Here is a 23,883-nt window from a genome sequence, read left to right on the forward strand (position 1 = left end):
CGTTCACGGGGGTGGGTCATGCATCCGATGGTGAAGCCGGCGCTGCGTCGCGCCTGGCGGAACATGCGGGACGTGCAGTTCGGGGTGACGCCCGCGCACGCGGTGGTGCTGGGACCGGTCGACACGACGACCGGCAGTCTGATCGGGCTGTTCGACGGGACGCGCGGAATGGAGCTGCTGCGGGCCGAGGCGGCGGCCCTCGGTCTTCCGGCCGGCCGTCTGGAGGCCCTGCTCGGCCGGCTCGCCGCCGCCGGGCTGATCGCGGACGCCTCGGTGCGGCCGCCGGGCGGGCCTCCCGGCGGGCCGCCGGGCCGGGCGGACGCGGAGCTCGATCCGGTGCGCGCGGACCTGGCCTCGCTCTCGGTGGTCCACCGGGAGCCGGACGGCGCGCCGCGGACGCTGGCCGCGCGGCGGGCGCTGCGGGTGCAGGTGCGGGGCGCGGGACGGGTGGGCGCGGCCGTGGCGGCGCTGCTGTCCGCGGCGGGTGTGGGACGGGTGGAGATCTTGGACTCGGGCACGGTCGCACCGTGGGAGGTGTCGCCGGGCGGGCTGCCGGCCGAGGCGGTCGGCGAGCGCAGGGCGGTGGCGGCGCGGAAGCTCGTGGGGCGCGCGGCGCCGGGCGGTCGGCCGCCGCGGGGCGGGACCGGCGAGCCGGGGCTCTCGCTCGTCGTGGTGACGCCGCGGGACGGACTCGGCGCCTACGTCCCCGATCCGCTGCCGGCCGAGGCCTGGCTCGCCGGCGGCACGCCCCATCTGTACGCGGGCGTCCTCGAGGCCACCGGGGTGGTGGGGCCGTTGGTGCTGCCGGGCGGCACGGCGTGCGCGGGCTGCATGCAGCGGGAGCAGGCGGAGCGGGAGCCGGTCTGGCCGCGGCTTCCGGCGCAGTGGCGTTCCGGCGCGCCGCACGCGCTGCCCGCCTGCGACGTGGCGTTGGCGTCGGCGGTGGCGGGGCTCGCCGCCGCGCACGCCCTGACGTTCCTGGACGGCGATCTGCCGTCGAGCACCGGGGCGCGCTGGGAGGCCTCGCTGCCGCTGCTGGAGTGGCGCTCGGCTCCGGTCCGGCCGCACCAGGCGTGTCCGTGCGGGGCCTGGCGCGGCGGGGAGGGGGAGCATGCGACGGCGGCTCGAGCGGTGCACGACACAATGGCGGGGTAACGAGCCTGCGCGGCACGGCAGTCTGGGACTTGGAGGGCGTATGTCTGATCTTCCCCGGAAGGCGGTCACCAGGACCGCCAAGTTGGCCGCGTTGCCACTCGGCTTCGCCGGGCGGGCCACCTGGGGCCTGGGCAAGCGGATCGGCGGGAAGTCGGCGGAGATCGTCGCGCGGGAGCTCCAGCAGCGCACCGCCGAGCAGCTGTTCAGGGTGCTCGGCGAGCTGAAGGGCGGGGCCATGAAGTTCGGGCAGGCCCTGTCGGTCTTCGAGTCGGCGCTGCCCGAGGAGATCGCCGGGCCCTATCGGGCGGCGCTCACCAAACTCCAGGAGGCCGCGCCGCCGATGCCGACGCGCACGGTCCACGGCGTGCTGGCGGAGCGGCTCGGCCCGCAATGGCGGGAGCTGTTCCTGGAGTTCGAGGACAAGCCGGCGGCCGCCGCCTCGATCGGGCAGGTGCACCGGGCGGTGTGGCACGACGGCCGCGAGGTGGCGGTGAAGGTGCAGTATCCGGGAGCCGGCGAGGCGCTGCTGTCGGATCTGACCCAGCTGAGCCGGTTCGCCCGGCTGCTGGGGCCGCTGATTCCGGGCATGGACATCAAGCCGCTGATCACGGAGCTGCGGGACCGGGTCTCGGAGGAGCTGGACTACGGCCTGGAGGCCGAGGCGCAGCGGGCGCACGCGGAGGAGTTCGCGGACGACCCGGACGTGGTGGTGCCGGCGGTGGTGCACCAGTCCGAGCAGGTGCTCGTCACGGAGTGGATGGACGGCATCCCGCTGTCGGAGGTGATCGCGGACGGCACCGAGGAGCAGCGGGACCGGGCCGGACAGCTGCTCGCCCGGTTCCTGTTCTCCGGGCCCGCGCGCACGGGGCTGCTGCACGCCGACCCGCATCCGGGGAACTTCCGGCTGCTGCCCGGGCCGGCGGGCGAGGACGGGGACGAGGCCGGTGCGGCGGCGTCCTGGCGGCTGGGAGTGCTGGACTTCGGCACCGTGGACCGGCTGCCGGGCGGGCTGCCGGAGACGATCGGCACCTGTCTGAGGATGACGCTGGCCGGCGAGGCCGAGCCGGTGTACGCGCTGCTGTGCGCGGAGGGCTTCGTGAAGAAGTCGATCGCGCTCGATCCGGACGCGGTCCTGGAGTATCTGCTGCCGATCATCGAGCCGGCCCGGGCGGAGGAGTTCGTGTTCACCCGCGGCTGGATGCGGGCCCAGGCGGCCCGGATCGCCGATCCTCGCTCTCCCGCCCACCAGTTGGGCAAGCAGCTCAATCTGCCGCCGTCGTATCTGCTGATCCATCGTGTGACCTTGAGCACGATCGGGGTGCTGTGCCAGCTGGGCGCGACGGTGCGGCTGCGGGACGAGCTGGCGCGGTGGCTGCCCGGCTTCGCCGCCGAGGAGCCGGACGAGGCCTAGGGCCTGGCAGGTCGGGGTCGGGCTCACCACCAGGAGGAGTCGAGGCGGCCCTCGATGGCCCTGATGTTGGCGCGGGCGCACTCCTCGCAGAAGTACTCGCGGGTGCCGTTCTCCACCGAGCAGGTCCAGGTGAGCGGCAGCTCCGGGGCGGTTCTGCCGCAGCGGGCGCACACGACGGGGGGCTCGGCCGTGGGGGCTTCGTTCACCTTGGTGACGATAACCCGACGAGCGCCCGTGGCGGGCGCAACGCACCGCGGGGGCCGGTCCGTTCGGACCGGCCCCCGCGGTGTCAGGGATCTGTGCCTGGGTCAGTGCATGACGGCCATGGCGAGCGCGCGGCGGGCGCGCATCGACACGCGCTCGGCGCGTCGCTGCATCCGCCGAGCGGCGACCAGGCGCACGGCCTGGCGTTCCGCGTCGGCTTCCCGCAGGCGGTCGCGCATATGGGCACGGGCCAGGGCTTCTGGGATGAGTTGCATTTCACGGGTCCTGTTCTGACGCGAGCGGTGCGCGCCGGCGGTGGAGACGTCTGGAGTAGCGGAGCCGGAGGGCTCGAAGGCGGGCGAGGTCATCGGGGCCTGCTTCTGGGGATCGTGCGTGAGGGGGCGGTCGATGGTTCCGGTGGCGTTCATGCCGCGACCGGGTTCTTGCGCGGGCGGCCACGGGGCCGCTTGCGGGCCACGACCACGCCCTGGACGAAGAGCTCGCCACCCCAGACACCCCAGGGCTCGCGGCGCTCCTTGGCGCCCGCGAGGCAGGCCTCCATGAGCGGACAGGTCTTGCACAGCGACTTGGCGTACTCGACGTCGGCCGGGGACTCGGCGAAGAAGACCTCGGGGTCGTACGAGCGGCAGGGCACGGGCACACCGAGGTTCTCGATGGCGTCGTCGAGCGCGGTGAGCGCGGTGAGGGGGGTGAGGGCGGTCAAGGCGGAGTCCTCCGTGAGGCCGGGCGGGGGGATCGTTTCGGAAGGCGGTACGGACGGGGCGTGCGCTTCGAGTTGCACGGGTGTTCTTCCTCGTCTGTTGGTTCCGGCCTGTTGGCCGGGGTTTCGGCTGGTACCGGTCACTGCTGGTCCCGAGGCCCCCTCGCTCCGTCAGCCCCGTTCGGGGACAAACAGAAGGGCCGCGGATCCCTGATGGGGTTCCGCGGCCCTGAAGGCGCCGGCCTGATCGTCGATCAGGCTGGATCACTCCAGGGTTCGAGCCCACGGAAGGCCCACATCGTGTGGTGCTGCGTCGTCTGCTGAATGCCGGCACCGGTCGCGGTCGCCGCAAAGCCATAGGCCGGGGCCTGGGCCTTGCCCACCACTCCTGCTTCCAGTGCCTTGGTCGGTCGCTCATTGCGCTCCGGGCGATCCATCAGCAGACCGGGCATGCCGAGAACGGGCAGGCCGGCGCCGGACAGACCACTGCCAAGAAGCGCGGAGGACGCGGAGGCGGAGAGGCCGAGCGTGCAGGCGGAGACGACCGAGAGATCGGTCATTTTGGCGGTGCTGGTCTTGACGTTCTTGATGCTGCTGATCACTGGAATCGCCTCCTCTCGGCGTCTCGGAGGGCTCGGGGTGAGCCGGACCCTCATGTTCATTTGGACAAGTACAGCACGAAGACAGGGCTTCGAAGAAGCCGCTGTTTCCGTGGTTAAGAACCTATGGGGCTTGACGGGGCGGGCGCAAACTATTTTTCCGACGAGTTTCGCTCAGGCTTCCTCGTCGCTTCCTCCGGGCTCCTCACCTGCGCAGATGGCGAGAACGTCGGCGCCGAAGCGGTCCAGCTTGCGGGCGCCCACGCCGGAGATGGCGGCGAGCTCACCGTCGGAGGACGGGACGCGCTCGGCGATCGCCATGAGCGTCTTGTCGGTGAAGACGCAATAGGCGGGCTGGCCGAGCTCCCGGGCCTGGCCGGAGCGCCACTCCCGCAGCCGCTCGTACAGGCCCTCGTCCATGTCGGAGGGGCAGTCCTCGCAGCGCATCAGCTTCATCTCACCGGCCTCGGTGAGGGTGGCGCCGCAGACCCGGCACTGCACCGGCCCGCGCCGCTTGCGCCGTCCGGAGCCGCTGCCCCGGTCGATGCCGCCGCCCGCGCCGCCCGAGCCGGCCGCGCCGAGCGGCCCCGAGCCGGGCCGCAGGCCCTTGAGGAAGCGGGTGGGGCGACGCGACGCCCGGCCGCCGGGCGAGCGCGAGAGCGCCCAGGACAGCGACAGGTGGAGCCGGGCGCGGGTGACGCCGACGTAGAGCAGGCGCCGCTCCTCCTCGACCTGCTCGTCGGTCTTGGCGTAGGTGATCGGCATCATGCCCTCGGTGAGGCCGACCAGGAAGACGGCGTCCCACTCCAGGCCCTTGGCCGCGTGCAGCGAGGCGAGCGTGACGCCCTGGACGGTGGGCGCGTGCTGGGCGGCGGCCCGCTCGTCGAGCTCGGCGACCAGGTCGGACAGGGTGGCGCCGGGCTTGGCCCGGGCGAAGTCCTCGGCCAGCCGGACCAGTGCGGCGAGCGACTCCCAGCGGTCGCGGACCGCGCCGGAGCCGGCCGGCGGCTCGGTGGTCCAGCCCTTGGTGGAGAGCACGGCCCGGACCTGGGCGGGCAGGTCCTCGGTGTCGTCGAGCAGTGCGTCGTTCCCGCCGGCCCGTGCGGCGCCGCGCAGCGCGACGCCCGCCTCGCGGACCTCCTGGCGCTCGAAGAAGCGCTCGGCGCCGCGCAGCTGATAAGGCACTCCGGCGTCGGCGAGGGCCTGCTCGTAGACCTCCGACTGGGCGTTGACCCGGTAGAGCACGGCGATCTCGCCGGCCGGGACGCCGGCGGCGATCAGGTCGCGGATGCGGCGGGCGGTGCCCTCGGCCTCGGCGGGCTCGTCCGCGTACTCCGTGTACGCGGGCTCGGGGCCGGCCTCGCGCTGGGAGACCAGCTCCAGGCGGTGCTCGGCGGCGCGGCCGCGGGCCTGGCTGAGCAGCCCGTTGGCCAGGTGGACGACCTGCGGGGTGGAGCGGTAGTCCCGGACCAGCTTGACCACGGTGGCGTTCGGGTGGCGGGTGCGGAAGTTCAGCAGGTGGTCGGGGGTGGCGCCGGTGAAGGAGTAGATGGTCTGGCTGGCGTCGCCGACCACGCACAGGCTGTCGCGGTCGCCGAGCCACAGGTCGAGCAGCCGCTGCTGCAGCGGGGACACGTCCTGGTACTCGTCCACGACGAAGTGCTGGTACTGCCGGCGGATCTGGTCGGCGATGTCGTGCCGGTCCTGGAGGATGCCGACCGTGAGCAGCAGCACGTCCTCGAAGTCGATCACGTCACGGTCGCGCTTGAGCTGCTCGTACATCGCGTAGATCTGGCCGATCTCGGCCGGGTCGCGCGGGGCGTCGCGGACCGACTTGGCGACCGCGGCGGGATAGTCGGCGGGCACGGTCTGGGTGACCTTGGCCCACTCGATCTCGCTCGTGACGTCCCGCAGCTCGTTCCGGTCGAGCCGGATCCGGCAGCGGGCGGCGGACTCGGCGACCAGCTGGACCTTCCGCTCCAGGAGCCGGGGCAGCTCGCCACCGACCGCTTTCGGCCAGAAGTACTGGAGCTGGCGGAGGGCGGCGGAGTGGAAGGTGCGGGCCTGCACGCCGCCCGCGCCGAGCTGCCGCAGCCGGCCGCGCATCTCGCCGGCGGCCCGGTTGGTGAAGGTGACGGCGAGCACGCTGGCGGGCGCGAGGATGCCCGCCCGCACGCCGTAGGCGATGCGGTGGGTGATGGCGCGCGTCTTGCCCGTGCCGGCTCCGGCGAGGACGCACACCGGGCCGTGCAGGGCCAGGGCGACCTCGCGCTGCTCCGGGTCGAGCCCGTCGAGCACCGCGTCGGCCGACTCGGGGACCTGCGGGAAGAGAGTGGAGTGCGTTGCTGCTGTCACCCCGCCATGCTGCCAGGTTCCAGGGGGTCGGTGCGGCGGGCTGTCCACAGGCGCGGGGCCGCGGTCATACGAATGTGAGACGGGTCGCGTGCGGGAATGGCCGGGAGACGTCGTACGTTCTCTCCCTCGGCACCCACCGTCGAACGTAGTGAACGAACAAGAGGAGCGCCTGGCCATGCAGGGCACTGTGACGATGTACAGCACGACGTGGTGCGGCTACTGCCGCCGGCTGAAGAGCCAGCTGGACCGTGAGGGCATCGCGTACACCGAGATCAACATCGAGCAGGACCCGGAGTCGGCGAAGTTCGTCGAGCAGGCCAACGGCGGCAACCAGACCGTTCCGACCGTCCGGGTCAGCCCGACGGCCGGCGGCGACGAGGTCGTCATGACCAACCCGAGCCTGGCCCAGGTCAAGCAGGCCCTCGCCGCCTGACCCGCCTCTCTGGCTGAAAACAGCCCCCTCCCGGCACGCCGGGAGGGGGCTGTTCCGCTTCCGTTTCCGCCGCCGGAGACGCGCCCGGCCTCGCCGGACCGGCCCCGCCGAACCGCCTTGGCTCAGGTCGGCTCAGACCACGTCGCCCGGCTTCGGCAGCGGCTTGCCGTACCAGAGCTCGATCAGCCGCGAGGCGATCGAGATCCCGTACGGCGGCAGCACCTCGCCCGACTCGAAGCCCGCGGCCAGGTCCTCGCGGGAGAACCAGCGGGCCTCGTGGATCTCCTCGCCGTCCACGTTGATCTCCGAGGACGTCGCCCGGGCGAAGAAGCCCAGCATCAGGCTGGACGGGAACGGCCACGGCTGGCTGGCGATGTACTCCACCTCGCCGACCGTCACGCCCGCCTCCTCGAAGACCTCGCGCGCCACCGCCTGCTCGATCGACTCGCCCGGCTCGACGAAGCCCGCGAGCGTGGAGAACCGGCCTTCGGGCCAGTGCACCTGGCGCCCGAGCAGCGCCCGGTCCTGGTCGTCGGTGACCAGCATGATCACGGCCGGGTCGGTGCGCGGGTAGTGCTCGGCGCCGCACGCCGGGCAGCGGCGGATGTGCCCGGCCGCCGCGACGACCGTGCGCTCGCCGCAGCGCGAGCAGAAGCGGTGCAGCCGCTGCCAGTTCTCCAGGGCGACCGCGTGCACCATCAGACCGGCGTCGCGCGGCGACAGCAGCAGGCCCGCCTCGCGCAGCCCCGCCGGCCGCGCGGACTGGTCCATGCGGCCCGGCAGGCTGTCCTTCTGCAGCGCGAAGTACGAGACGCCGTCCTCGTCGGTGCCCAGGAAGTAGCGGTGGGTCTCAGTGACCGGCGCGTCGAAGGCCGGCGTCATGACCAGCTCGGTCCGGCCGTCCGGTGTGTCGTCGATCAGCACCTGGCCGCCCGAGACCACGAAGACCCGGGTCGTCGGGTGACTCCAGGCGGCCGCGAGCCACGCCTCGTCGAGGCGGTGGTGCGCCGCCCGGTCGATGCCGCTCGGGGCGGTGAGCGAGATCGGGCGTTCCGCGAACGCGTTGTTCAGGGTGCTCACAGGTGCTTCCAACTCCCCCGGATCGATGGGTGGGTTCAGCGCTCGGTGCCGCGGAGGGCGGCGGGCAGGTCGCCCCACAGATGAGCGGTCGTCTCGACGCCCTTCATGAGGAGATCGAGCTCGATCTTCTCGTTCGGGGCGTGCCAGCCGTCGGAGGGGACCGAGATGCCCAGGAAGAGCACCGGCGCGCCCAGGACGTCCTGGAGGTCGGCGGCCGGTCCCGAGCCGCCCTCGCGGGTGTAGCGGATCTTGGCGCCGTCGAAGGCGCGGCTCATCGCACCGGCCACCGCCTTGAGGGCCGGGTGGTCGAGCGGCGTGAGGCAGGGCCGGGTCGGGGCGCCGAAGACGATCTCGTGGCGGATGCCCGCCGGGACCAGGCCGGCCAGCCAGGCGCGCACGGCGGTCTCGATCCGCTCCGGGTCCTGGCCGGCGACGAGCCGGAAGGAGAGCTTCAGGTGGGCGGAGGCCGGGACGATCGTCTTGCCGCCGGGGCCCTGATAGCCGCCGCCGATGCCGTTGACCTCGGCCGTGGGGCGGGCCCAGACCCGCTCGAGGGTGGAGTAGCCGGCCTCGCCCAGGGTCCCGTGGGACCGGGCGGTGGCCAGCCAGGCGCTCTCGTCGAAGGGCAGCTCGGCGATCAGCGCCCGCTCGGCGTCGGAGAGCTCGGTGACACCGTCGTAGAAGCCGGGTATCGCGACCCGCTCGTCGGCGTCGTGCAGGGCGGCCACGATCCGGCCCGCGACGGTCGCCGGGTTGGGCACGGCGCCGCCGAAGGAACCGGAGTGGATGTCCTGGCCGGGCCCGAAGAGGTCGATCTCGCAGTCCGCGACGCCGCGCATGCCGGTGCAGACGGTCGGAGTGGTCTCGGACCACATGCCGGTGTCGGAGACGATCACGACGTCGGCGGCCAGCCGGTTGGCGTGCTCCTCGGTCAGGGCGCGGAAGTGCGGCGAGCCGGACTCCTCCTCGCCCTCGACGAGCAGCTTGAGGTGGACCGCGGGCGCGGTGCGGCCGGTGACGGCGAGGTGCGCGCGGACCCCGAGCGTGTGGAAGAGGACCTGGCCCTTGTCGTCGGCGGCGCCGCGCGCGTACATCCGGCCGTCGACCACCGTCGGCTCGAACGGGTCGGTGTGCCAGCCGTCCTCGCGGGCGGCGGGCTGCACGTCGTGGTGCCCGTAGACGAGGACGGTCGGCGCGTCCGGGTCGTCCGACGGCCATTCGGCGAAGACGGCCGGCGCCCCGGCGGTCTCCCAGATCTCGACGGTCGTGAACCCGGTCTCCGTCAGCGTGGCGGCGAGCCACTCGGCGCTGCGCCGCACGTCCCCGGCCCGGTCCGGCTGACCGGACACGGACGGGATCCGCAGCCACTCGGCGAGGCCGTCGAGGAAGGCGGACCGGTGCTGGTCGACGTACGCGCGCACGGCACGCACGGAGTCGCGTACGGCCTCGTCGGCGGGCACGGAGTCGACGGAGTGGACGGCGTTGTCCGGGGTCTCGCTCATGGTCCCGAGCCTATCCGGCGCCGTGCGGCGGTCCGTCGTCGGCCGGTGTGCCGAGGAGCACGGCCTCCAGTTCCGCCCGTCCGGGCAGCCGCGAGGGCCGTACGACCTCTCCCGTGCGCACGTAGACGAAGGCGGCCTCGACCTCCTCGGGAGCCAGTCCGTGCTGCTCGGCCCAGGCGAGGCGGTAGATCGCCAGCTGGAGCGGATCGGCGGTGCGCAGGTGGCTGGTCTTCCAGTCGACGATCTCGTACGCGCCGGTGTCCGGGTCGCGGTAGACGGCGTCGATCCGGCCCCGGACCACCCGGCCGGCGAGGGACAGATGGACGGGGACCTCCACGCGGTACGGCGTGCGGCGGGCGTACGGCGTGCGGTCGAAGGCCTCCTTGAGCGCGTCCAGGTCCCGCTCGTCCAGGATCTCCGGCTCGCCCGCGAACTCCTCGCCGCCGGGCAGCTCGTCCGGGCCCAGCATGGGCAGCGGCAGCTCCTCGAAGCGCGACTCCACCCAGGCGTGGAACCGCGTCCCGCGCCGGGCGGCGGGCTGCGGCGGCTTGGGCATCGGCCGGGCCAGCTCCTTGGCGAAGCCGTCGGGATCGGCGGCGAGGCGCAGGACCTGGGAGGCGGAGAGGTAGGCGGGCAGGACGACGTCGCGGGTGGTGGCCCGGGAGCGGTGGAGCTCGGCGGTGAGGGCGGTGAGGTCGCGGTCCCAGGAGGCGATGGTCCTGGCGTCCTCCTGGGACAGGACGTGCGGCTCCCGGGGACCTGGACGCGGCTCCTGGCGCGGGGCGGGGACCTCCGCGCGGGCGGCCGGGACCTCCGGGTGCGGGGCGGGGACCTCTGGGTGCGGGGCCGGGTCCGCGTCGGCGGCCGGGGCCTCCGCGTGGGGCTCCTCGTCCCAGTCGAGCTCGCCGGGGAGCCAGAGGTCGTCCTCGGCGGCGGTGGCGGCGGTGGCGGCGGTGGTGTCGGTGGCGGTGACGTGCGGCGCCGCCGTGCGGCCGGGCCCGCCCTCCCGCGGGCTCCGGCCGGACGCACCCGCGTCGCCGTCCCGCGGAACGATCGCCCACAGCCGGGTCAGGACGTCGTCCGCCGCCTGCCTGCGCCGTTCCAGGCTCTCCTTGTCCAGCGGCAGGGGCCAGGCCTGGTCCGCCAGCTCGGACGCCAGCAGCGGATTCTCCGATCCCTCCTCCGGGGCGTCCGCCCATGCCTCGATCTCGCCGTGGCCCGCCTCGCAGTGGGCGTACAGCGCGTGGAGGAAGTCGGACGGGCCGCGCGGCTTCTTCTGCGCCGGGCCCCACCAGTGCGCGGAGGCCAGGAGGAGGGAGCGGGGCCGGGTGAAGGTGACGTAGCCGAGGCGGAGTTCCTCGGTGTGCTGGTGCTCCCGCATGCCGTTCTTGAAGGCGGTGAGCGCCTTGGCGTCCCAGGCGTCGAGGTGCGGCAGCGTCGCCGCGTCGCCGCGCAGGGCGTGCGGGAGGACCTGGGGCTGGGAGGTCCAGGACTCGCGCGCGCGGGTGGACGGGAACTGGCCGGTGACCAGGCCCGGCACGGCGACGACGTCCCACTCCAGGCCCTTGGACTTGTGGGCGGTCATCACCTTGACGGTGTTCTCGCCGCCGGGCAGGGCGTTGTCGAGGCCCTTCTCGTACTGCGCGGCCGTGCGCAGGAAGCCGAGGAAGGCGAGCAGCGTGGCCTCGCCGTCGAGGGAGGCGAAGCCGGCGGCGATGTCGAGGAAGTTGCCGAGGGTCTCGCGGCGGCGGGCGGCGAGGGCGTGCGGCGAGGCCGACAGCTCGACCTCCAGGCCGGTGGCGGCGAGGACCCGGTGCAGGACGTCCATCAGCGGGTCGGCGAGCGAGGAGCGCAGGGCGCGCAGCTCGGCGGCGAGGCGGGCGAAGCGGACCCGGGCCTCGGGCGAGAAGGGCAGGCCGTCGTCCTCGCCGCCGCCGGAGTCGAGGAAGGTGTCGAGCGCGTCGGCGAGGGAGATCACCTCGGCCGGGTCGACGCCCTCGACGGCGGCGGCGAGCCGCTGGTCGGCGTCGTCGGAGCCGTCTGCCGGCCGGTGGACGAGGAGCCGGGCGCGGCGGCCGAGGAGGGCCAGGTCGCGAGGGCCGATCCGCCAGCGCGGGCCGGTGAGGAGCCGTACGAGGGAGGCGTTGGCGCCCGGGTCCTGGAGGACCTCGCAGACGGCGACGAGGTCGGCGATCTCGGGCAGGTGGAGCAGTCCGGAGAGGCCGACGACCTCGACGGGCACGTCCCGGGCGACGAGGGCGGCCTGGATCGCCGGGAAGTCGGTGGCCGTGCGGCACAGGACGGCGATCTCGCCGGGCGCGGTGCCGGTGCGGACGAGGTGGGCGAGGGAGTCGGCGAGCCAGTCGATCTCCTCCACGTGGGTGGGGAGCAGGGCGATGCGGACGCTGCCGTCCCGTTCGGCGCCGGGCGCGGGCCGCAGCGCCTCCACGCCCGCGTGCAGGGCGCGCAGCGGCGCGGCGAGACCGTTGGCGAGGTCCAGGAGGCGGCCGCCGCTGCGCCGGTTCTCGGAGAGCGCGTAACGGGTGGCAGGGCTGCCGTCCTCGTACGGGAAGTGCTCGGGGAAGTCGTCGAGGTTGGCGACGGAGGCGCCGCGCCAGCCGTAGATGGCCTGGCACGGGTCGCCGACGGCGGTCACGGCGTGCCCGGTGCCCTGCCCGAAGAGGCCGGAGAGGAGCAGCCGCTGGGCGACGGACGTGTCCTGGTACTCGTCGAGGAGGACGACCCGGAACTCGTCGCGCAGGATCGCGCCGACCTCGGGGCGGGTGGTGGCGAGCTCGGCGGACAGCGCGATCTGGTCGCCGAAGTCGAGCAGGTCGCGGGAGCGCTTGGCGGCGCGGTAGCGCACGACGAGGTCGAGGAGTTCGCGGCGCGCTCCGGCGGCCTCGGGCAGTTTGCGCAGGTCGGCGTTGGTGAGCTTGGCGGTGGCGAGACCGGCGAGCAGCTCGGTGTCGTACGCGCGGAGACGCTCGGGCCGTACGAGGTGTTCGGCGAGCTCGGCGTCGAGGGCGAGGAGGTCGCCGACGAGGGTCGGGAAGGAGCGGGTCAGCGCGGGATACGGGCCGGGGGCCTCGCGCAGGACGCGGGCGGCGAGCTGATAGCGGGTGGCGTCGGCGAGGAGCCGGGAGGTGGGCTCCAGGCCGATGCGCAGGCCGTGGTCGGTGAGGAGCTGGCCGGCGAAGGCGTGGTAGGTGGAGATGCGGGGTTCGCCCGGAGGGTTGTCCGGGTCGATGACGTCGGGGTCGGTGACGCCGGCCCGGACGAGGGCGGTGCGCACGCGCTCGGCGAGTTCGCCGGCGGCCTTGTTGGTGAAGGTCAGGCCGAGCACCTGCTCGGGTGCGACCTGGCCGGTGCCGACCAGCCAGACCACCCGGGCGGCCATCACCGTCGTCTTGCCGGAGCCGGCTCCGGCCACGATGACCTGCGGGGCGGGCGGCGCGACGATGCAGGCCGTCTGCTCCGGCGTGAACGGGATGCCGAGCAGCTCCTTGAGCTGCTCGGGGTCGGTGATGCGTGCGGTCACCCGAAAGAGGCTAACGGGACGGACCGACAATCCGGCCCGGCCCGAAGGTGCCCTCCGTCTCACCCCGGGGCGCGTCAGGGCCGAGGCCGCGGCGGACCGGGTGCCTCAGGCGGGGCGCGTCGGGCCGGACGTCGGGCCGGACGTCTGGCCGGGTGCCTCAGGCCGACGTGCCCTGGTCCAGCTTGGAGAGGTCGACGGTCTCGTCGGCGGGCGGGACGACGACCTTGACCGGCTTGTCGTAGTCGGACAGGACCACGTCTCCGGGCTCGCCGCCGCCCGTCTTGAGCATCCTGAGGATGTACGGCTTGCCGCGCTCGGAGACGGACACGGTGGTGGTCTCGCCGCCCGGCTTCTTCTTGACGAGCGTGGCGACGGGAGTGCCCTTGACCTCGGCGTCGGGGCCTCGCGTGAGACCCCTGCGCTCGGCCTTGTCCTTGCCGATGTCGGCGAGGAGCGACTTCAGGTCGCAGACACCGCCGAGGTCGCCGGTGCCCGCCTGCCCCTGGGTGATCTTCAGCCAGCGGCCCTTGAGCAGCTCGATCGTCGCCTCGATCTGCGGGGCGGGCAGGCCCTGGGAGGTCATGGAGGCGCGCCAGAACTTCTCGTCGCCCTTCATGTACGTGACCTTGCCGGTCTGGCGGAGTTCGGCGGCGCCGCCCTCCAGCTTGATGGCGCCGGTGCACTCGTTGTGGTCGTTGACGGAGAAGTCGACGGCCATCGGCTGTCCGCCGGTGACGACCCGGCCGGCCATGCGCAGGGAGGTCGCGGACCGGGTGGCCTTGACGGCCTTGTCGGCGATCTGGTCGGCGCTGAGGCCTTTGAAGGGGTCGGGCGAGGGGCTGGGCGCCGCGGCCCGTACGACCGCCGTCAGCGGCTCCGGCGCAGTCGCCGGTGCCTGGAACTGCGCCTGCGCCTGTGCCTGCGCCTGCGCCTGCGCGGGCGTCTCCGTCTGTGCCGACTGTGCCGAGGCGACCGAGGTGACCGGGGCGGCGGCCCCGGCGATCAGGGCGGTGACGACGACGGTGGCGGCGCGGAGCCGGGTGCTGTGGGACGCCATGCGAGCCTCCTCGCGGACTCCCCCGGTCTTCCAGCGTGCCGGAGCGGGCCGGGGCCCGCTACCGCACGCCTCGGGCGCGCCTGGGGCCTGTGGGAGCCCGCCCGGGGCACGCCCGCGCGGCCGTACCGCCGCCGTCCTAAGGCTTCGGTCAGGAACGGCCGCCGAGCTTCTCCAGGTCGATGACCTGGTCGGCCGGCGGCTTGGTGGCGTTGACCGGCTTGTTGTAGTCGGTGAGCGTGACGGTGCCGGGCTCGTCGCCGCCCGTCTCGACGACCCTGAGGATGTACGGCTCGCCCTCCTTCGCCACGTACATCGTGACCGACTCGCCACCGCTCTTCTTGTTCGTCAGGACGGCGGCCGGCTGCCCGTTCACCTCGGAGTCGGGGCCGCGGGTCGCGCCCTTGGTGTCCGACTTGTCCTTCTCCATGTCCTTGCGGAGCGAGTCGAGGTCGCAGACCTCGCCCATGTCCTTGTCCTTGCCGGAGACCTTCATCCAGCGGCCCTTGAGGAGCTCGACCATGGCGTTGGTCTCCTCGGCGGAGCCGCCCTTGCCGCCGGCGGTGGTCCGCCAGAACTTCTCGTTGCCCTTCATGTAGAGCTGGCCCTCGGCCTTCAGCATCTCCGCCGTCGCGCCCTGCTGGGTCATCTTGCCGGTGCAGGCGCCGCGCTCGTCGACGGCGAAGTCGACCTTCATGTCGGCGCCGTCGTTCTTGCCGCCGCCGATCATGTGCAGCGAGGTGGCCTTCTTGGTGGCCTCGGTGGCCTTGTCGGCGATCGCGTCGGCGTCCATGCCCGCGAACGGGTCCTTGGGCGCCTCCTTGGTGGGCGCGGCCGACGGGGACGTGGTGCCGCCGCCCTTGGCCCCGGTGTCGTCGCCCTTGCCGCAGCCCGTCACACCGACGGTGGTGGCGGCGGCACAGACGAGCGCCGCGATCCAGAGCTTTCGGTTGGCAGCCATGCGCAACTCCTCACAGGTTTCCTTCACAGCAGTCTTATGCGACAGCCGGAAACCTCAGAAGGTTGCACGGACAACAAGAGATGTCGGTCACGCCGCGACGAGGTCCACGATGACGTCGGTTCGCGACGAGGTCACTCCACGATGTGGCGGCCCTCGGGGCGGGCGCTGCAGGAGGCGCGGAAGGCGCAGGTCGTGCAGTGCTGGCCGGTGGAGGGCGTGAAGCGCTCGTCGAGGACGCGGCCGGCGGCGGTGGCGAGGAGGTCGCCGACCCACTCGCCGTCGAGCGGCTCCTGCGCCTGCACCTTGGGCAGGGCGTCGCCGCCCTCCTTCTTGGGAGCGGACTGGCGGAGGTGGACGAGTTCGGCGCCGCCCGGCTCCGGAGTGCGGCCGCCGAAGACCTCGTCGACGGCGCCCTCGCGGACGGCGAGCTGGTAGACGGCGAGCTGCGGGTGGTGGGCGACCTCGTCCTTGGTCGGGGCGGACTTGCCGGTCTTGAAGTCGACGACGTAGGCGCGGCCCTGTTCGTCGGCCTCGACGCGGTCCATGGAGCCGCGGATGCGGACCTCGTACGCGCCGGCCGGCAGCGTCACGTCGAAGGCGTGCTCGGTCGCGGCGGGAGTGCGGCCGGCCCGGTCCATGACGTGCCAGTGCAGGAAGCGTTCCAGGGCGACGCGGGCGTTCTCCTTCTCCTGCGCGGACTTCCACGGCGCGTCGAAGGCGAGGGCGTCCCAGACGGAGTCGAGACGGGCCATGAGGACGTCGAGGTCGGCGGGCGTACGGCCGGAGGCGACCTCGTCGGCGAGGACGTGCACGACGTTGCCGAAGCCCTGGGCGGCGGTGGCGGGTGCGTCGGCCTTGACCTCACGGCCCAGGAACCACTGCAGGGCGCAGGTGTGGGCGAGCTGGTCCAGGGCGGAGCCGGACAGGGCCACCGGGCGGTCGCGGTCGCGCAGCGGCACGGCGCTGCGGGTCGGCTCGGCGAGGCCCCACCAGCGGTCCGGGTGGGCGGCGGGCACGAGCGGGCCGCCGTCCTCGTCGGTGAGGGCGGCGAGCCGGGCGAGGCGTTCGGCGGCGGCGGCGCGCAGCTCGGGCGAGGCGTCGGGGTCGACGGTGGTGGCGCGGAGTTCGGCGACGAGAGCGGCGACGGCGAGGGGCCGGCGGGGCCGGCCGGTGACCTCCTTGGGCTCGGCGCCGAGCTCGTTGAGGAAGCGCGAGGGCTGGTCGCCGTCGTCGGCGGGAGCCTTGACGGCGGTGACGACGAGGCGGTCGCGGGCGCGGGTGGCGGCGACGTAGAAGAGCCGGCGCTCCTCGGCGAGGAGGGCGCCCGGAGTGAGGGGCTCGGCGAGGCCGTCGCGGCCGATGCGGTCGGCTTCGAGGAGGGAGCCGCGGCGGCGCAGGTCGGGCCAGAGGCCTTCCTGGACGCCGGCGACGACGACGAGGCTCCATTCGAGGCCCTTGGAACGGTGGGCGGTCATGAGGCGCACGGCGTCGGGGCGGGTGTGGCGGCGGGTGAGGGTGTCGGCGGCGATGTCCTGGGCGTCGAGCTCTTCGAGGAAGTTGAGCGCGCCACGGCCGCCGACGCGGTCCTCGGCGCGGGCGGCGGTCTCGAAAAGGGCGCAGACGGCGTCGAGGTCGCGGTCGGCGTTGCGGCCGGCGGGGCCGCCGCGCAGGGAGGCGCGTTCGAGGCGGGTGGGCCAGGGTGTGCCGTTCCAGAGGAGCCAGAGCGCCTCCTCGGCGGTGCCGCCGGCCCGCAGGGCGTTCCGCACGGCGCGCAGCAGCTCGCCGAGGCGCCGCGCGCCGCGCGCGTACGCCTGGTCGTGCGCGACCAGCCGCTCGGGCTCGGCGAGGGCCCGCGCGAGCAGCACGTCCGACGGCGCGGGCACCGCGTTGCCGCCGGCCCGCTCCTCGTCCCTGAGCGCCCGCCCGAGCCGCCGCAGATCGGCGGGATCCATCCCGGCGAGTGGCGAGGCGAGCAGCGCGACGGCGGTCTCGACGTCGAGCCACCCGGCCTCCTCGGCCTCCCCGGCCGAGCCGGGCTCCGCGGCCGAGCCGGCGCCACCGGCCTCCTCCACCGCGCCGGGCTCCGCGGCCGCGCCGGCGCCGCCGAGCTCCTCCACCGAGCCGGCCTCCTCGGCCGAGCCGCGCTGCCCCACCGCGTCGGCACCGGCCGCGACCTCGTTGTCCGCCGGCCCATCCGCGCCGCCCCCGTCGCCCGCGGGCCCGTCCGCGCCGACCTCGTCGCCGCCCCCGTCACCGGCCCCACCCTCGACGACGTCCGCCGCCTGGCCCTCCGGCCCGGTGCCGGGGTCCTCGGCAGGTGTGGCCGGCGCCGACGCGTCCGTGGGCGGGCCGGCGGAGGTGGCGGCGGCGCGCAGCGCGAGCAGGAGAGGGGCCACGGAGGGTTCGTGGCGGAGAGGGGTGTCGGCGGTGTCGGTCTCGACCGGGACGCCCGCGGAGGTGAGGGCGCGGCGGAGGGACGGGAGGTGGGCGGCGGCGCGGGTGAGCACGGCCATGTCGTGCCAGGGGACGCCGTCCTCCAGGTGGGCGCGGCGCAGGAGGTCGGCGATGTTGTCCGTCTCGGTGGACGGAGTCGGATACGTGTAGACCTCCACCCGCCCGCCGTCCCGTACCGGCGCGAGCTCGCGGTGGGCACGGGCCTGGGCGGCGGGAAGGCGGGGCAGCGGCATCCGCTGGGTCAGCAGCCTGGTCGCGCCGAGGAGCGTCGCGCCCGAGCGGCGCGAGGTGCCGAGCACGCGGACCTCGCCGCCGAAGACGGACGGGAAGTCGAGGATGCCGTTCACGTCGGCGCCGCGGAAGGCGTAGATCGACTGGTCCGGGTCGCCGAAGGCCACCACCGTCGGGGCGGCGGCCGAGATCCCGCGCAGCAGCCGGACCTGCGCCGGGTCGGTGTCCTGGTACTCGTCGACGAAGATCGCGTCGTACGACGGCAGGGCGCCCGGCCGCGCCGTCTCCGCGAGGAGCACGGCCCGGTGGACGAGCTCGGTGTAGTCGAGGACTCCCTGGAGGTCCATCACGTCCAGGTACTCCGCGAGGAAGCCGGCCGCCGCCCGCCAGTCCGGCCGCCCGACCCGCCGGGCGAACGCCTCGAGCTCGCCCGGCCCGAGGCCCAGCTCCCGGGACCGCGCGATGACCGCGCGCACCTCGTCGGCGAAACCGCGCGTGGTGAGGCAGGCCCGCAGTTCGTCGGGCCAGCGGACGTGGGCGAGACCGGCCTTCTCCAGGTCGATCTGGCCGGCGAGGAGTTCCCGGACCGCCAGGTCCTGCTCGGGGCCGGACAGCAGCCGCAGCGGCTCCGCGAAGAGGTCGGCGTCCTGGTGGGCGCGGACGAGGGCGTAGCAGTACGAGTGGAAGGTGGTGGCCTGCGGCGGCCGCCGCCCGCCGAGCCGGGCCGCCATCCGGTCGCGGAGTTCCACGGCGGCCTTGCGGCTGAAGGTGAGGACGAGGATCCGCTCGGGGTCGGCGCCCCGCTCCATCCGGGCCGCGACCGCCTCCACCAGCGTCGTCGTCTTCCCGGTGCCGGGTCCGGCGAGGACGAGAAGCGGTCCTTCCGCATGCTCAACCACCGCCCGCTGCGCTGCGTCCAGCACAGGGGGCCGCACCGGCGCCGGGACGGCCCGCACCAGCCGGTACGCGCCGGGGCCCCGGGTGTGCCGAAGGGTGGAGGAGGAAGTCACGTGGGTCGCCGGTCCTGCTGGTGGGTCTGTGGAGGAGTACGAGGAGTACGAGGAGCACGCCGGGTGGTGCGCGGCGTACGCCGGGTGCGCGGTTCGGCCGGGGCGCCCGTGGGCCGCGGTCCGCTGGGTGCCCGGATGAGCCGCGCGACCCTCGACGTTACGCGATGTCGTCCTCGTATCTCACGCGTCCGCGCCCACGGCGGCCCCGTCCCCGTCGACCTCCCCGCCCCGCTCCCCGTCCCCTCCCGCCGGCGTCCCGTCCCACCGCGCCTCGCGCATGTCCAGCCGTACCGCGCCGCCGCCCCTGGGCTCCCGCAGCGGTGTGCCCTCCGCCCGGTAGTGGCCGAGCGCGCGGTGCTCGTGGCCCGGCAGGAGCGTGCCGTCGGACTTGACCACACGCCACCACGGCACCGAGCCGCCGTACAGGGCCATCACCCGGCCCACCTGGCGCGGGCCGCCCTCGCCCAGCCACTCGGCGACGTCGCCGTACGTCATCACCCGGCCGGGCGGGATCTCCTCGGCGACCTGAAGGACTCGTTCCGCGTACTCGGGCAGCTCGGGCAGCTCCTGCGTCTCCATTCGGCTCATCCTGCCTCACCCCACCGACAGGGCCCTGATGCCTCCGAACGGGCCCACTTCGTGCCACCATCGTGCGGGCGGTGACTGGTGATACGAGAACAAGAACACGTGACAACGACGGCACAGAGCGCAGAGACGGACATGGTGATGGCGCACGACAGCCCGCCGGAGGGCGCTCCCGAGCGCGTCTCCGGTGACGAGCCGCTGCTCGCCGCCCGGGTGCACCGGCCGTCCGATCTGATGCGGCTGCTGATCGGCGTGCTCGCCATCGCCCTGGTGCTCGCCATCGCCGCCTTCGCCCACGGCACCACCTCCGGCCTGGAGCAGGACATCAACAAGGGCGCCGGCGGCGCGCCCGACGTCTTCGTCAAGATCGCCGGCCTGGTGTCGTCGATCGCGGTCCTGCTGGTCCCGGTGGCGTTCGCGATCGAGCGGCTGGTGAAACGTGACGGACTGCGCATCGCCGACGGCGTGCTCGCCGCCGTGCTCGCGCACGGCGTGACGCTCGCCACCGACCTGTGGGTGGCGCGGGCGGCGCCCGGCACCATCCAGGACGCGCTCACGCAGCCGCAGTCCGGCGGCGGGCTCACCGACCCGGTGCACAACTACCTGGCGCCGGTCATCGCGTACATGACCGCCGTCGGCATGGCCCGCAGACCGCGCTGGCGGGTGGTGCTGTGGGTGGTGCTGCTGCTCGACGCGTTCACCATGCTCGTGGCCGGCTACACCACCGCCTTCTCGATCATCCTGACCGTGCTGATCGGCTGGACCGTGGCGTACGGCACGCTGTACGCGGTCGGCTCGCCGAACGTCCGGCCCACCGGGCAGACGCTGCTGGCGGGCCTGCGCCGGGTCGGCTTCCGGCCGGTGACGGCGCTGCGCGCGGAGGGCGTGCCCGACTCGGCGGACAGCGGGGACCGGGGCCGGCGCTACATCGTGACCCTGGAGGACGGGCCGCCGCTCGACGTCACCGTCGTCGACCGCGAGCAGCAGGCGCACGGCTTCTTCTACCGGGCCTGGCGGCGCCTGACCCTGCGCACCATCACCACCCGCCGCTCGATCGTGTCCCTGCGCCAGGCCCTGGAACAGGAGGCGCTGCTCGCGTACGCGGCGATCGCGGCGGGCGCGAACGCGCCGAAGCTGATCGCCACCTCCGAGCTGGGCCCGGACGCGGTGATGCTGGTCTACGAGCACCTCGGCGGCCGGACCCTGGACTCCCTCGACGACGAGGAGATCACCGACGACCTGGTGCGCAGCGCCTGGCGCCAGGTGAAGGCGCTCCAGTCGCGCCGGATCGCGCACCGCAGGCTCGCGGGTGACGCGATTCTGGTGGATCGTTCCGGCAAGGTGATCCTCACGGATCTGCGGGGCGGCGAGATCGCCGCCGGCGATCTGGTGCTGCGGATGGACATCGCCCAGCTGCTCACCACGCTCGGTCTGCGGGTGGGCGCCGAGCGGGCGGTGGCCGCGGCCGTGGAGATTCTCGGACCGGACGCGATCGCCGACTGTCTGCCGCTGCTCCAGCCGATCGCGCTGAGCCGGTCGACCCGCGCGGAGCTGCGCCGGCTCGGCCGCGAGCGGTCCAAGCGGGAGCGCGAGGCGGTCCTGGCCGCCTCCGAGGCGGCCAAGCAGGCCCGGGCGGAGGCGCGGGCGCAGGCCGATCTCCAGGAGGACCGCAGGTCCGCGCGGGCGGAGAAGCAGGCCGACCGGAAGGCCGACAAGAAGGCGGAGAAGCGGGCGCTCGACGTGGCCCTGGACGAGGCCCGCGAGGAGGACCTGCTGGCGCAGATCCGCCGCCAGGTGCTGCTGATCCGGCCGCAGGCGCCGGTGGAGCCGGTCCGCCTGGAGCGGATCAAGCCGCGGACGCTCATCTCGCTGATCGCGGGCGCCGTCGCCGCGTACTTCCTGCTGAGCCAGATCGCCCGTACGCCGCTGTCGACGGTCAGCGAGGCCGACTGGCGCTGGGTGGCGGCGGCCGTGCTGTTCTCGGCGCTCAGCTATGTGGCGGCGGCGATGAGCCTGCTCGGCTTCGTGCCGGAGCGGGTCGGCTTCTGGCGGACGGTGGTGGCCCAGGTCGCCGGCTCCTTCGTGAAGATCGTCGCCCCGGCGGCGGTCGGCGGCGTGGCCCTGAACACCCGCTTCCTGCAGCGTGCGGGCGTACGTCCGGGGCTCGCGGTCGCGAGCGTCGGCGCCTCGCAGCTGTTCGGGCTCGGTGCGCACATCCTGCTGCTGCTGTCCTTCGGCTATCTGACGGGCACGGAGAAGTCGCAGTCCTTCACGCCGTCGAGGACGGTGATCGCGGGTCTGCTGACGGTCGCGGTGCTGGTGCTCGTCGTGACGGCGATCCCGTTCATGCGGAAGTTCGTGTCGACCCGGCTGCGGTCGCTCTTCGCGGGCGTGGTGCCGCGCATGCTGGACGTGCTCCAGCGGCCGATGAAGCTGGTCACCGGCATCGGCGGCATGCTGCTGCTCACCGGCGCGTTCGTGTTCTGCCTGGACGCCTCGATCCGGGCCTTCGGGACCGAGTCGACGACGCTGAGCTACGCGAGCGTGGCGGTCGTCTTCCTCGCGGGCAACGCGCTGGGCTCGGCGGCACCCACGCCGGGCGGTGTCGGCGCGGTCGAGACCGCGCTCACCCTGGGCCTGGTCGCGGTCGGCCTCCCTCTGGAGGTCGCCACCCCGGCCGTGCTCCTCTTCCGGCTCCTGACGCTCTGGCTGCCGGTGCTGCCGGGCTGGATCTGCTTCAACTGGCTGACGAAGCGCGAGGCGCTCTGACGCGGCGGCCCGAGCCCGGCCGCCGGGGAAGCCGCACCCGCCACCGCCGGGACCGGCGTCCGTCCCCCTCACCCGCTTCGGACCCGGACCGTCCCCGCCACCCGCTGGGACGCCGTGCGTCCCCGTCACCCGCCTGGACCCGCACCGCACCCGCCACCCGCTTGGACCTCCGCCCGCGCGGGCGCGGAGTGGGCGGACCACGATGGGGGCATGCCGATCTCCGCCGCTCAGCGTGCCGCTCTGTTCACCGCGACCGCCCTGCTCCTGACCGCCGGGTGTTCCGACGACGGAGGTGACCCGGCGGGCGCGCCGTCGGCCACGCCGTCGGCCGGCGGGTCCGGCGGGCAGGCCGCGCTCGACCGGCTCGCGGCGCAGAAGCTGGAGTGGTCGCCGTGTCTGCCGCCGTCCGCGGCGGAGGGCGGCGGCCCGGCGCCCTCGCCGCTGCCCGGCGGCACGAAGTGGGAGTGCGCCTTCATGGCCGCGCCGCTGGACTACGCGAAGCCGGACGGCGAGACCGTCGACATCGCCCTCATCCGCGGCCGGGCCCGCGACCAGGCCGGCCGGATCGGTTCGCTCGTGTTCAACTTCGGCGGGCCCGGCGGCTCCGGCATCACCGGCCTGCCCGGTTTCGCGAGCGACTTCGAGAGCCTGCGGTCCCGCTACGACCTGGTCTCCTTCGACCCGCGCGGCGTCGGCCGCAGCGAGCCCGTCGAGTGCGCCACCGACAAGGAGCTCGACGCCTACTACGCCCTGGACTTCATGCCGGACGACGCCGCAGAGGAGAAGTCCCTCTCCGAGGCGCAGCGGAAGTACACCGACGGCTGCGAGCGGAACGCCGGTCCCCGGCTGCCCCACGTCGGCACCGAGAACGCGGCCCGCGACATGGACCTGATGCGCCGGGTCCTCGGCGACGACAAGCTGCACTACTTCGGCATCTCGTACGGCACCGAACTCGGCGGCGTCTACGCCCACCTGTTCCCGAAGAACGTGGGCCGCGCCGTCTTCGACGCCGTCGTGGACCCGTCGGCCGGGGTCAAGGCCGGGGCGATCGGGCAGGCGAAGGGCTTCCAGCTGGCGCTCGACAACTTCGCCAAGGACTGCGTGGACCGGGGCGACGAGTGCGCGCTGCCCGGCGACTCCGTCGCCGGGATCGAGGACTTCGTCGTCCAGCTGCTCGCCGAGCTCGACAAGAAGCCGATCGCCGGCATCGGCGACCGCAAGCTGACCCAGACGCAGGCCACCAACGGCATCGCGCAGGCGCTGTACTCCAAGGAGTTCTGGCCCTATCTGGAGCAGGGCCTCGACGAGGCCGACGGCGGCAACGGGGCGCTGCTGCTGGCCCTGTCGGACTCGATGAACGGCCGTGACCAGAACGGCGGTTACAGCAACATCCAGTCCGCCAACATCGCCATCAACTGCGTGGACTTCAAGGAGCGCTTCACCCTCGGCCAGGCCAAGGAGCAGCTGCCCGAGTTCCGCAAGGCCTCGGCCGTCTTCGGCGACTTCATGGGCTGGGCGCTCGCGAACTGCGCCTCCTGGCCGGTGCCGGGCGCCTGGGAGCACCCGGACGTGTCGGCGGCCGGTTCGGCCCCGATCCTGGTGGTCGGCAACACCGGCGACCCGGCGACGCCGTACGCGGGTGCCCGCGCGATGGTGAACGCGCTCGGCAAGGACGTCGGCGTGGAGCTCACGTATCACGGCCAGGGCCACGGTGCCTACACGAGCGGCAACGGATGCGTGAAGGCGGCGACCGACGCGTACCTCCTGGAGGGCAAGGTGCCGGCCTCGGGGACCGTCTGCCGTTAGGGCCGCGGGCGC

At 73.9% G+C, this 23,883-nt stretch carries 17 protein-coding genes; 5 read left to right on the forward strand and 12 right to left on the reverse strand.

Annotated elements, in window-relative coordinates:
* Positions 1-18: 18 nt before the first annotated feature.
* Positions 19-1,155, forward strand: coding sequence for a ThiF family adenylyltransferase (locus ACIGO8_RS02450; protein ID WP_399722929.1), 1,137 nt, complete (start codon positions 19-21; stop codon positions 1,153-1,155).
* 40 nt (positions 1,156-1,195) lie between these two features.
* Positions 1,196-2,566 carry an ABC1 kinase family protein gene (locus tag ACIGO8_RS02455; RefSeq protein ID WP_399722931.1) on the forward strand — a complete coding sequence of 457 codons (1,371 nt, stop codon included), beginning with the start codon at positions 1,196-1,198 and terminating at the stop codon, positions 2,564-2,566.
* A gap of 23 nt (positions 2,567-2,589) precedes the next feature.
* Here ACIGO8_RS02455 and ACIGO8_RS02460 read toward each other — a convergent pair whose 3' ends face one another.
* The 5 genes from ACIGO8_RS02460 to ACIGO8_RS02480 all read right to left on the reverse strand — a co-directional run bounded on the left by ACIGO8_RS02460 (position 2,590) and on the right by ACIGO8_RS02480 (position 6,388).
* A complete protein-coding gene (locus ACIGO8_RS02460) occupies positions 2,590-2,772 on the reverse strand; it encodes a hypothetical protein (RefSeq protein ID WP_399722932.1) in 183 nt (60 codons plus the stop codon).
* A 102-nt stretch (positions 2,773-2,874) separates the two neighbouring features.
* Complete coding sequence (locus ACIGO8_RS02465; protein WP_399722934.1) at positions 2,875-3,198, reverse strand: hypothetical protein; 324 nt, start codon at positions 3,196-3,198, stop codon at positions 2,875-2,877.
* A complete protein-coding gene (locus tag ACIGO8_RS02470) occupies positions 3,195-3,572 on the reverse strand; it encodes a WhiB family transcriptional regulator (RefSeq protein ID WP_399722936.1) in 378 nt (125 codons plus the stop codon). The genes ACIGO8_RS02465 and ACIGO8_RS02470 overlap by 4 nt, the downstream gene beginning before the upstream one ends.
* Before the next feature lie 173 nt (positions 3,573-3,745).
* Positions 3,746-4,153 carry a hypothetical protein gene (locus ACIGO8_RS02475; protein WP_399722937.1) on the reverse strand — a complete coding sequence of 136 codons (408 nt, stop codon included), beginning with the start codon at positions 4,151-4,153 and terminating at the stop codon, positions 3,746-3,748.
* Positions 4,154-4,264: 111 nt separating this feature from the next.
* The gene (locus tag ACIGO8_RS02480) at positions 4,265-6,388 is read right to left on the reverse strand and encodes an ATP-dependent DNA helicase UvrD2 (protein ID WP_399724272.1); all 2,124 of its coding nucleotides are present in this window, start codon (positions 6,386-6,388) and stop codon (positions 4,265-4,267) included.
* Between the two features lie 232 nt (positions 6,389-6,620).
* Here ACIGO8_RS02480 and ACIGO8_RS02485 point away from each other — a divergent pair, with 232 nt between their 5' ends.
* Positions 6,621-6,878 carry a mycoredoxin gene (locus ACIGO8_RS02485; protein WP_399722939.1) on the forward strand — a complete coding sequence of 86 codons (258 nt, stop codon included), beginning with the start codon at positions 6,621-6,623 and terminating at the stop codon, positions 6,876-6,878.
* Positions 6,879-7,010: 132 nt separating this feature from the next.
* Here the strand turns inward: ACIGO8_RS02485 and nudC are convergent, their stop codons facing one another.
* The 7 genes from nudC to ACIGO8_RS02520 all read right to left on the reverse strand — a co-directional run bounded on the left by nudC (position 7,011) and on the right by ACIGO8_RS02520 (position 19,290).
* Positions 7,011-7,958: an NAD(+) diphosphatase gene (nudC, locus tag ACIGO8_RS02490; RefSeq protein ID WP_399722941.1), complete on the reverse strand. Its 948-nt coding sequence runs from the start codon at positions 7,956-7,958 to the stop codon at positions 7,011-7,013.
* Positions 7,959-7,993: 35 nt separating this feature from the next.
* On the reverse strand, positions 7,994-9,460 hold the full coding sequence (locus ACIGO8_RS02495; protein ID WP_399722942.1) for a dipeptidase: 1,467 nt from the start codon (positions 9,458-9,460) through the stop codon (positions 7,994-7,996).
* Positions 9,461-9,470: 10 nt separating this feature from the next.
* A complete protein-coding gene (locus ACIGO8_RS02500) occupies positions 9,471-13,001 on the reverse strand; it encodes a UvrD-helicase domain-containing protein (protein ID WP_399722944.1) in 3,531 nt (1,176 codons plus the stop codon).
* A gap of 157 nt (positions 13,002-13,158) precedes the next feature.
* Entirely contained in the window at positions 13,159-14,058 is a 900-nt protein-coding gene (locus tag ACIGO8_RS02505; protein ID WP_399722946.1) for a hypothetical protein, read from the reverse strand.
* A 148-nt stretch (positions 14,059-14,206) separates the two neighbouring features.
* Positions 14,207-15,016, reverse strand: coding sequence for a hypothetical protein (locus tag ACIGO8_RS02510; RefSeq protein ID WP_399722948.1), 810 nt, complete (start codon positions 15,014-15,016; stop codon positions 14,207-14,209).
* Positions 15,017-15,147: 131 nt separating this feature from the next.
* Positions 15,148-18,711 carry an ATP-dependent helicase gene (locus tag ACIGO8_RS02515; protein WP_399722950.1) on the reverse strand — a complete coding sequence of 1,188 codons (3,564 nt, stop codon included), beginning with the start codon at positions 18,709-18,711 and terminating at the stop codon, positions 15,148-15,150.
* Between the two features lie 180 nt (positions 18,712-18,891).
* A complete protein-coding gene (locus tag ACIGO8_RS02520) occupies positions 18,892-19,290 on the reverse strand; it encodes an MGMT family protein (RefSeq protein WP_399722952.1) in 399 nt (132 codons plus the stop codon).
* A gap of 141 nt (positions 19,291-19,431) precedes the next feature.
* On the opposite strand from ACIGO8_RS02520, the gene ACIGO8_RS02525 reads away from it, so the two are divergent.
* Positions 19,432-22,065: a flippase-like domain-containing protein gene (locus ACIGO8_RS02525; protein WP_399724275.1), complete on the forward strand. Its 2,634-nt coding sequence runs from the start codon at positions 19,432-19,434 to the stop codon at positions 22,063-22,065.
* 210 nt (positions 22,066-22,275) lie between these two features.
* Positions 22,276-23,871, forward strand: coding sequence for an alpha/beta hydrolase (locus tag ACIGO8_RS02530; protein WP_399722953.1), 1,596 nt, complete (start codon positions 22,276-22,278; stop codon positions 23,869-23,871).
* Positions 23,872-23,883 lie beyond the last annotated feature (12 nt).

This window comes from Streptomyces sp. NPDC053493, from assembly GCF_044544825.1.
GTDB lineage: Bacteria > Actinomycetota > Actinomycetes > Streptomycetales > Streptomycetaceae > Streptomyces.

What these genes read in the sequence shown, in the direction of transcription:
- ACIGO8_RS02450 (WP_399722929.1), top strand. Translation starts at nt 19, where the DNA reads ATGCATCCGATGGTGAAGCCGGCGCTGCGTCGCGCCTGGCGGAACATG.
- ACIGO8_RS02455 (WP_399722931.1), top strand. Translation starts at nt 1,196, where the DNA reads ATGTCTGATCTTCCCCGGAAGGCGGTCACCAGGACCGCCAAGTTGGCC.
- ACIGO8_RS02465 (WP_399722934.1), bottom strand. Translation starts at nt 3,198, where the DNA reads ATGAACGCCACCGGAACCATCGACCGCCCCCTCACGCACGATCCCCAG.
- ACIGO8_RS02475 (WP_399722937.1), bottom strand. Translation starts at nt 4,153, where the DNA reads ATGAACATGAGGGTCCGGCTCACCCCGAGCCCTCCGAGACGCCGAGAG.
- ACIGO8_RS02485 (WP_399722939.1), top strand. Translation starts at nt 6,621, where the DNA reads ATGCAGGGCACTGTGACGATGTACAGCACGACGTGGTGCGGCTACTGC.
- ACIGO8_RS02495 (WP_399722942.1), bottom strand. Translation starts at nt 9,460, where the DNA reads ATGAGCGAGACCCCGGACAACGCCGTCCACTCCGTCGACTCCGTGCCC.
- ACIGO8_RS02505 (WP_399722946.1), bottom strand. Translation starts at nt 14,058, where the DNA reads ATGGCGTCCCACAGCACCCGGCTCCGCGCCGCCACCGTCGTCGTCACC.
- ACIGO8_RS02510 (WP_399722948.1), bottom strand. Translation starts at nt 15,016, where the DNA reads ATGGCTGCCAACCGAAAGCTCTGGATCGCGGCGCTCGTCTGTGCCGCC.
- ACIGO8_RS02520 (WP_399722952.1), bottom strand. Translation starts at nt 19,290, where the DNA reads ATGGAGACGCAGGAGCTGCCCGAGCTGCCCGAGTACGCGGAACGAGTC.
- ACIGO8_RS02525 (WP_399724275.1), top strand. Translation starts at nt 19,432, where the DNA reads ATGGTGATGGCGCACGACAGCCCGCCGGAGGGCGCTCCCGAGCGCGTC.
- ACIGO8_RS02530 (WP_399722953.1), top strand. Translation starts at nt 22,276, where the DNA reads ATGCCGATCTCCGCCGCTCAGCGTGCCGCTCTGTTCACCGCGACCGCC.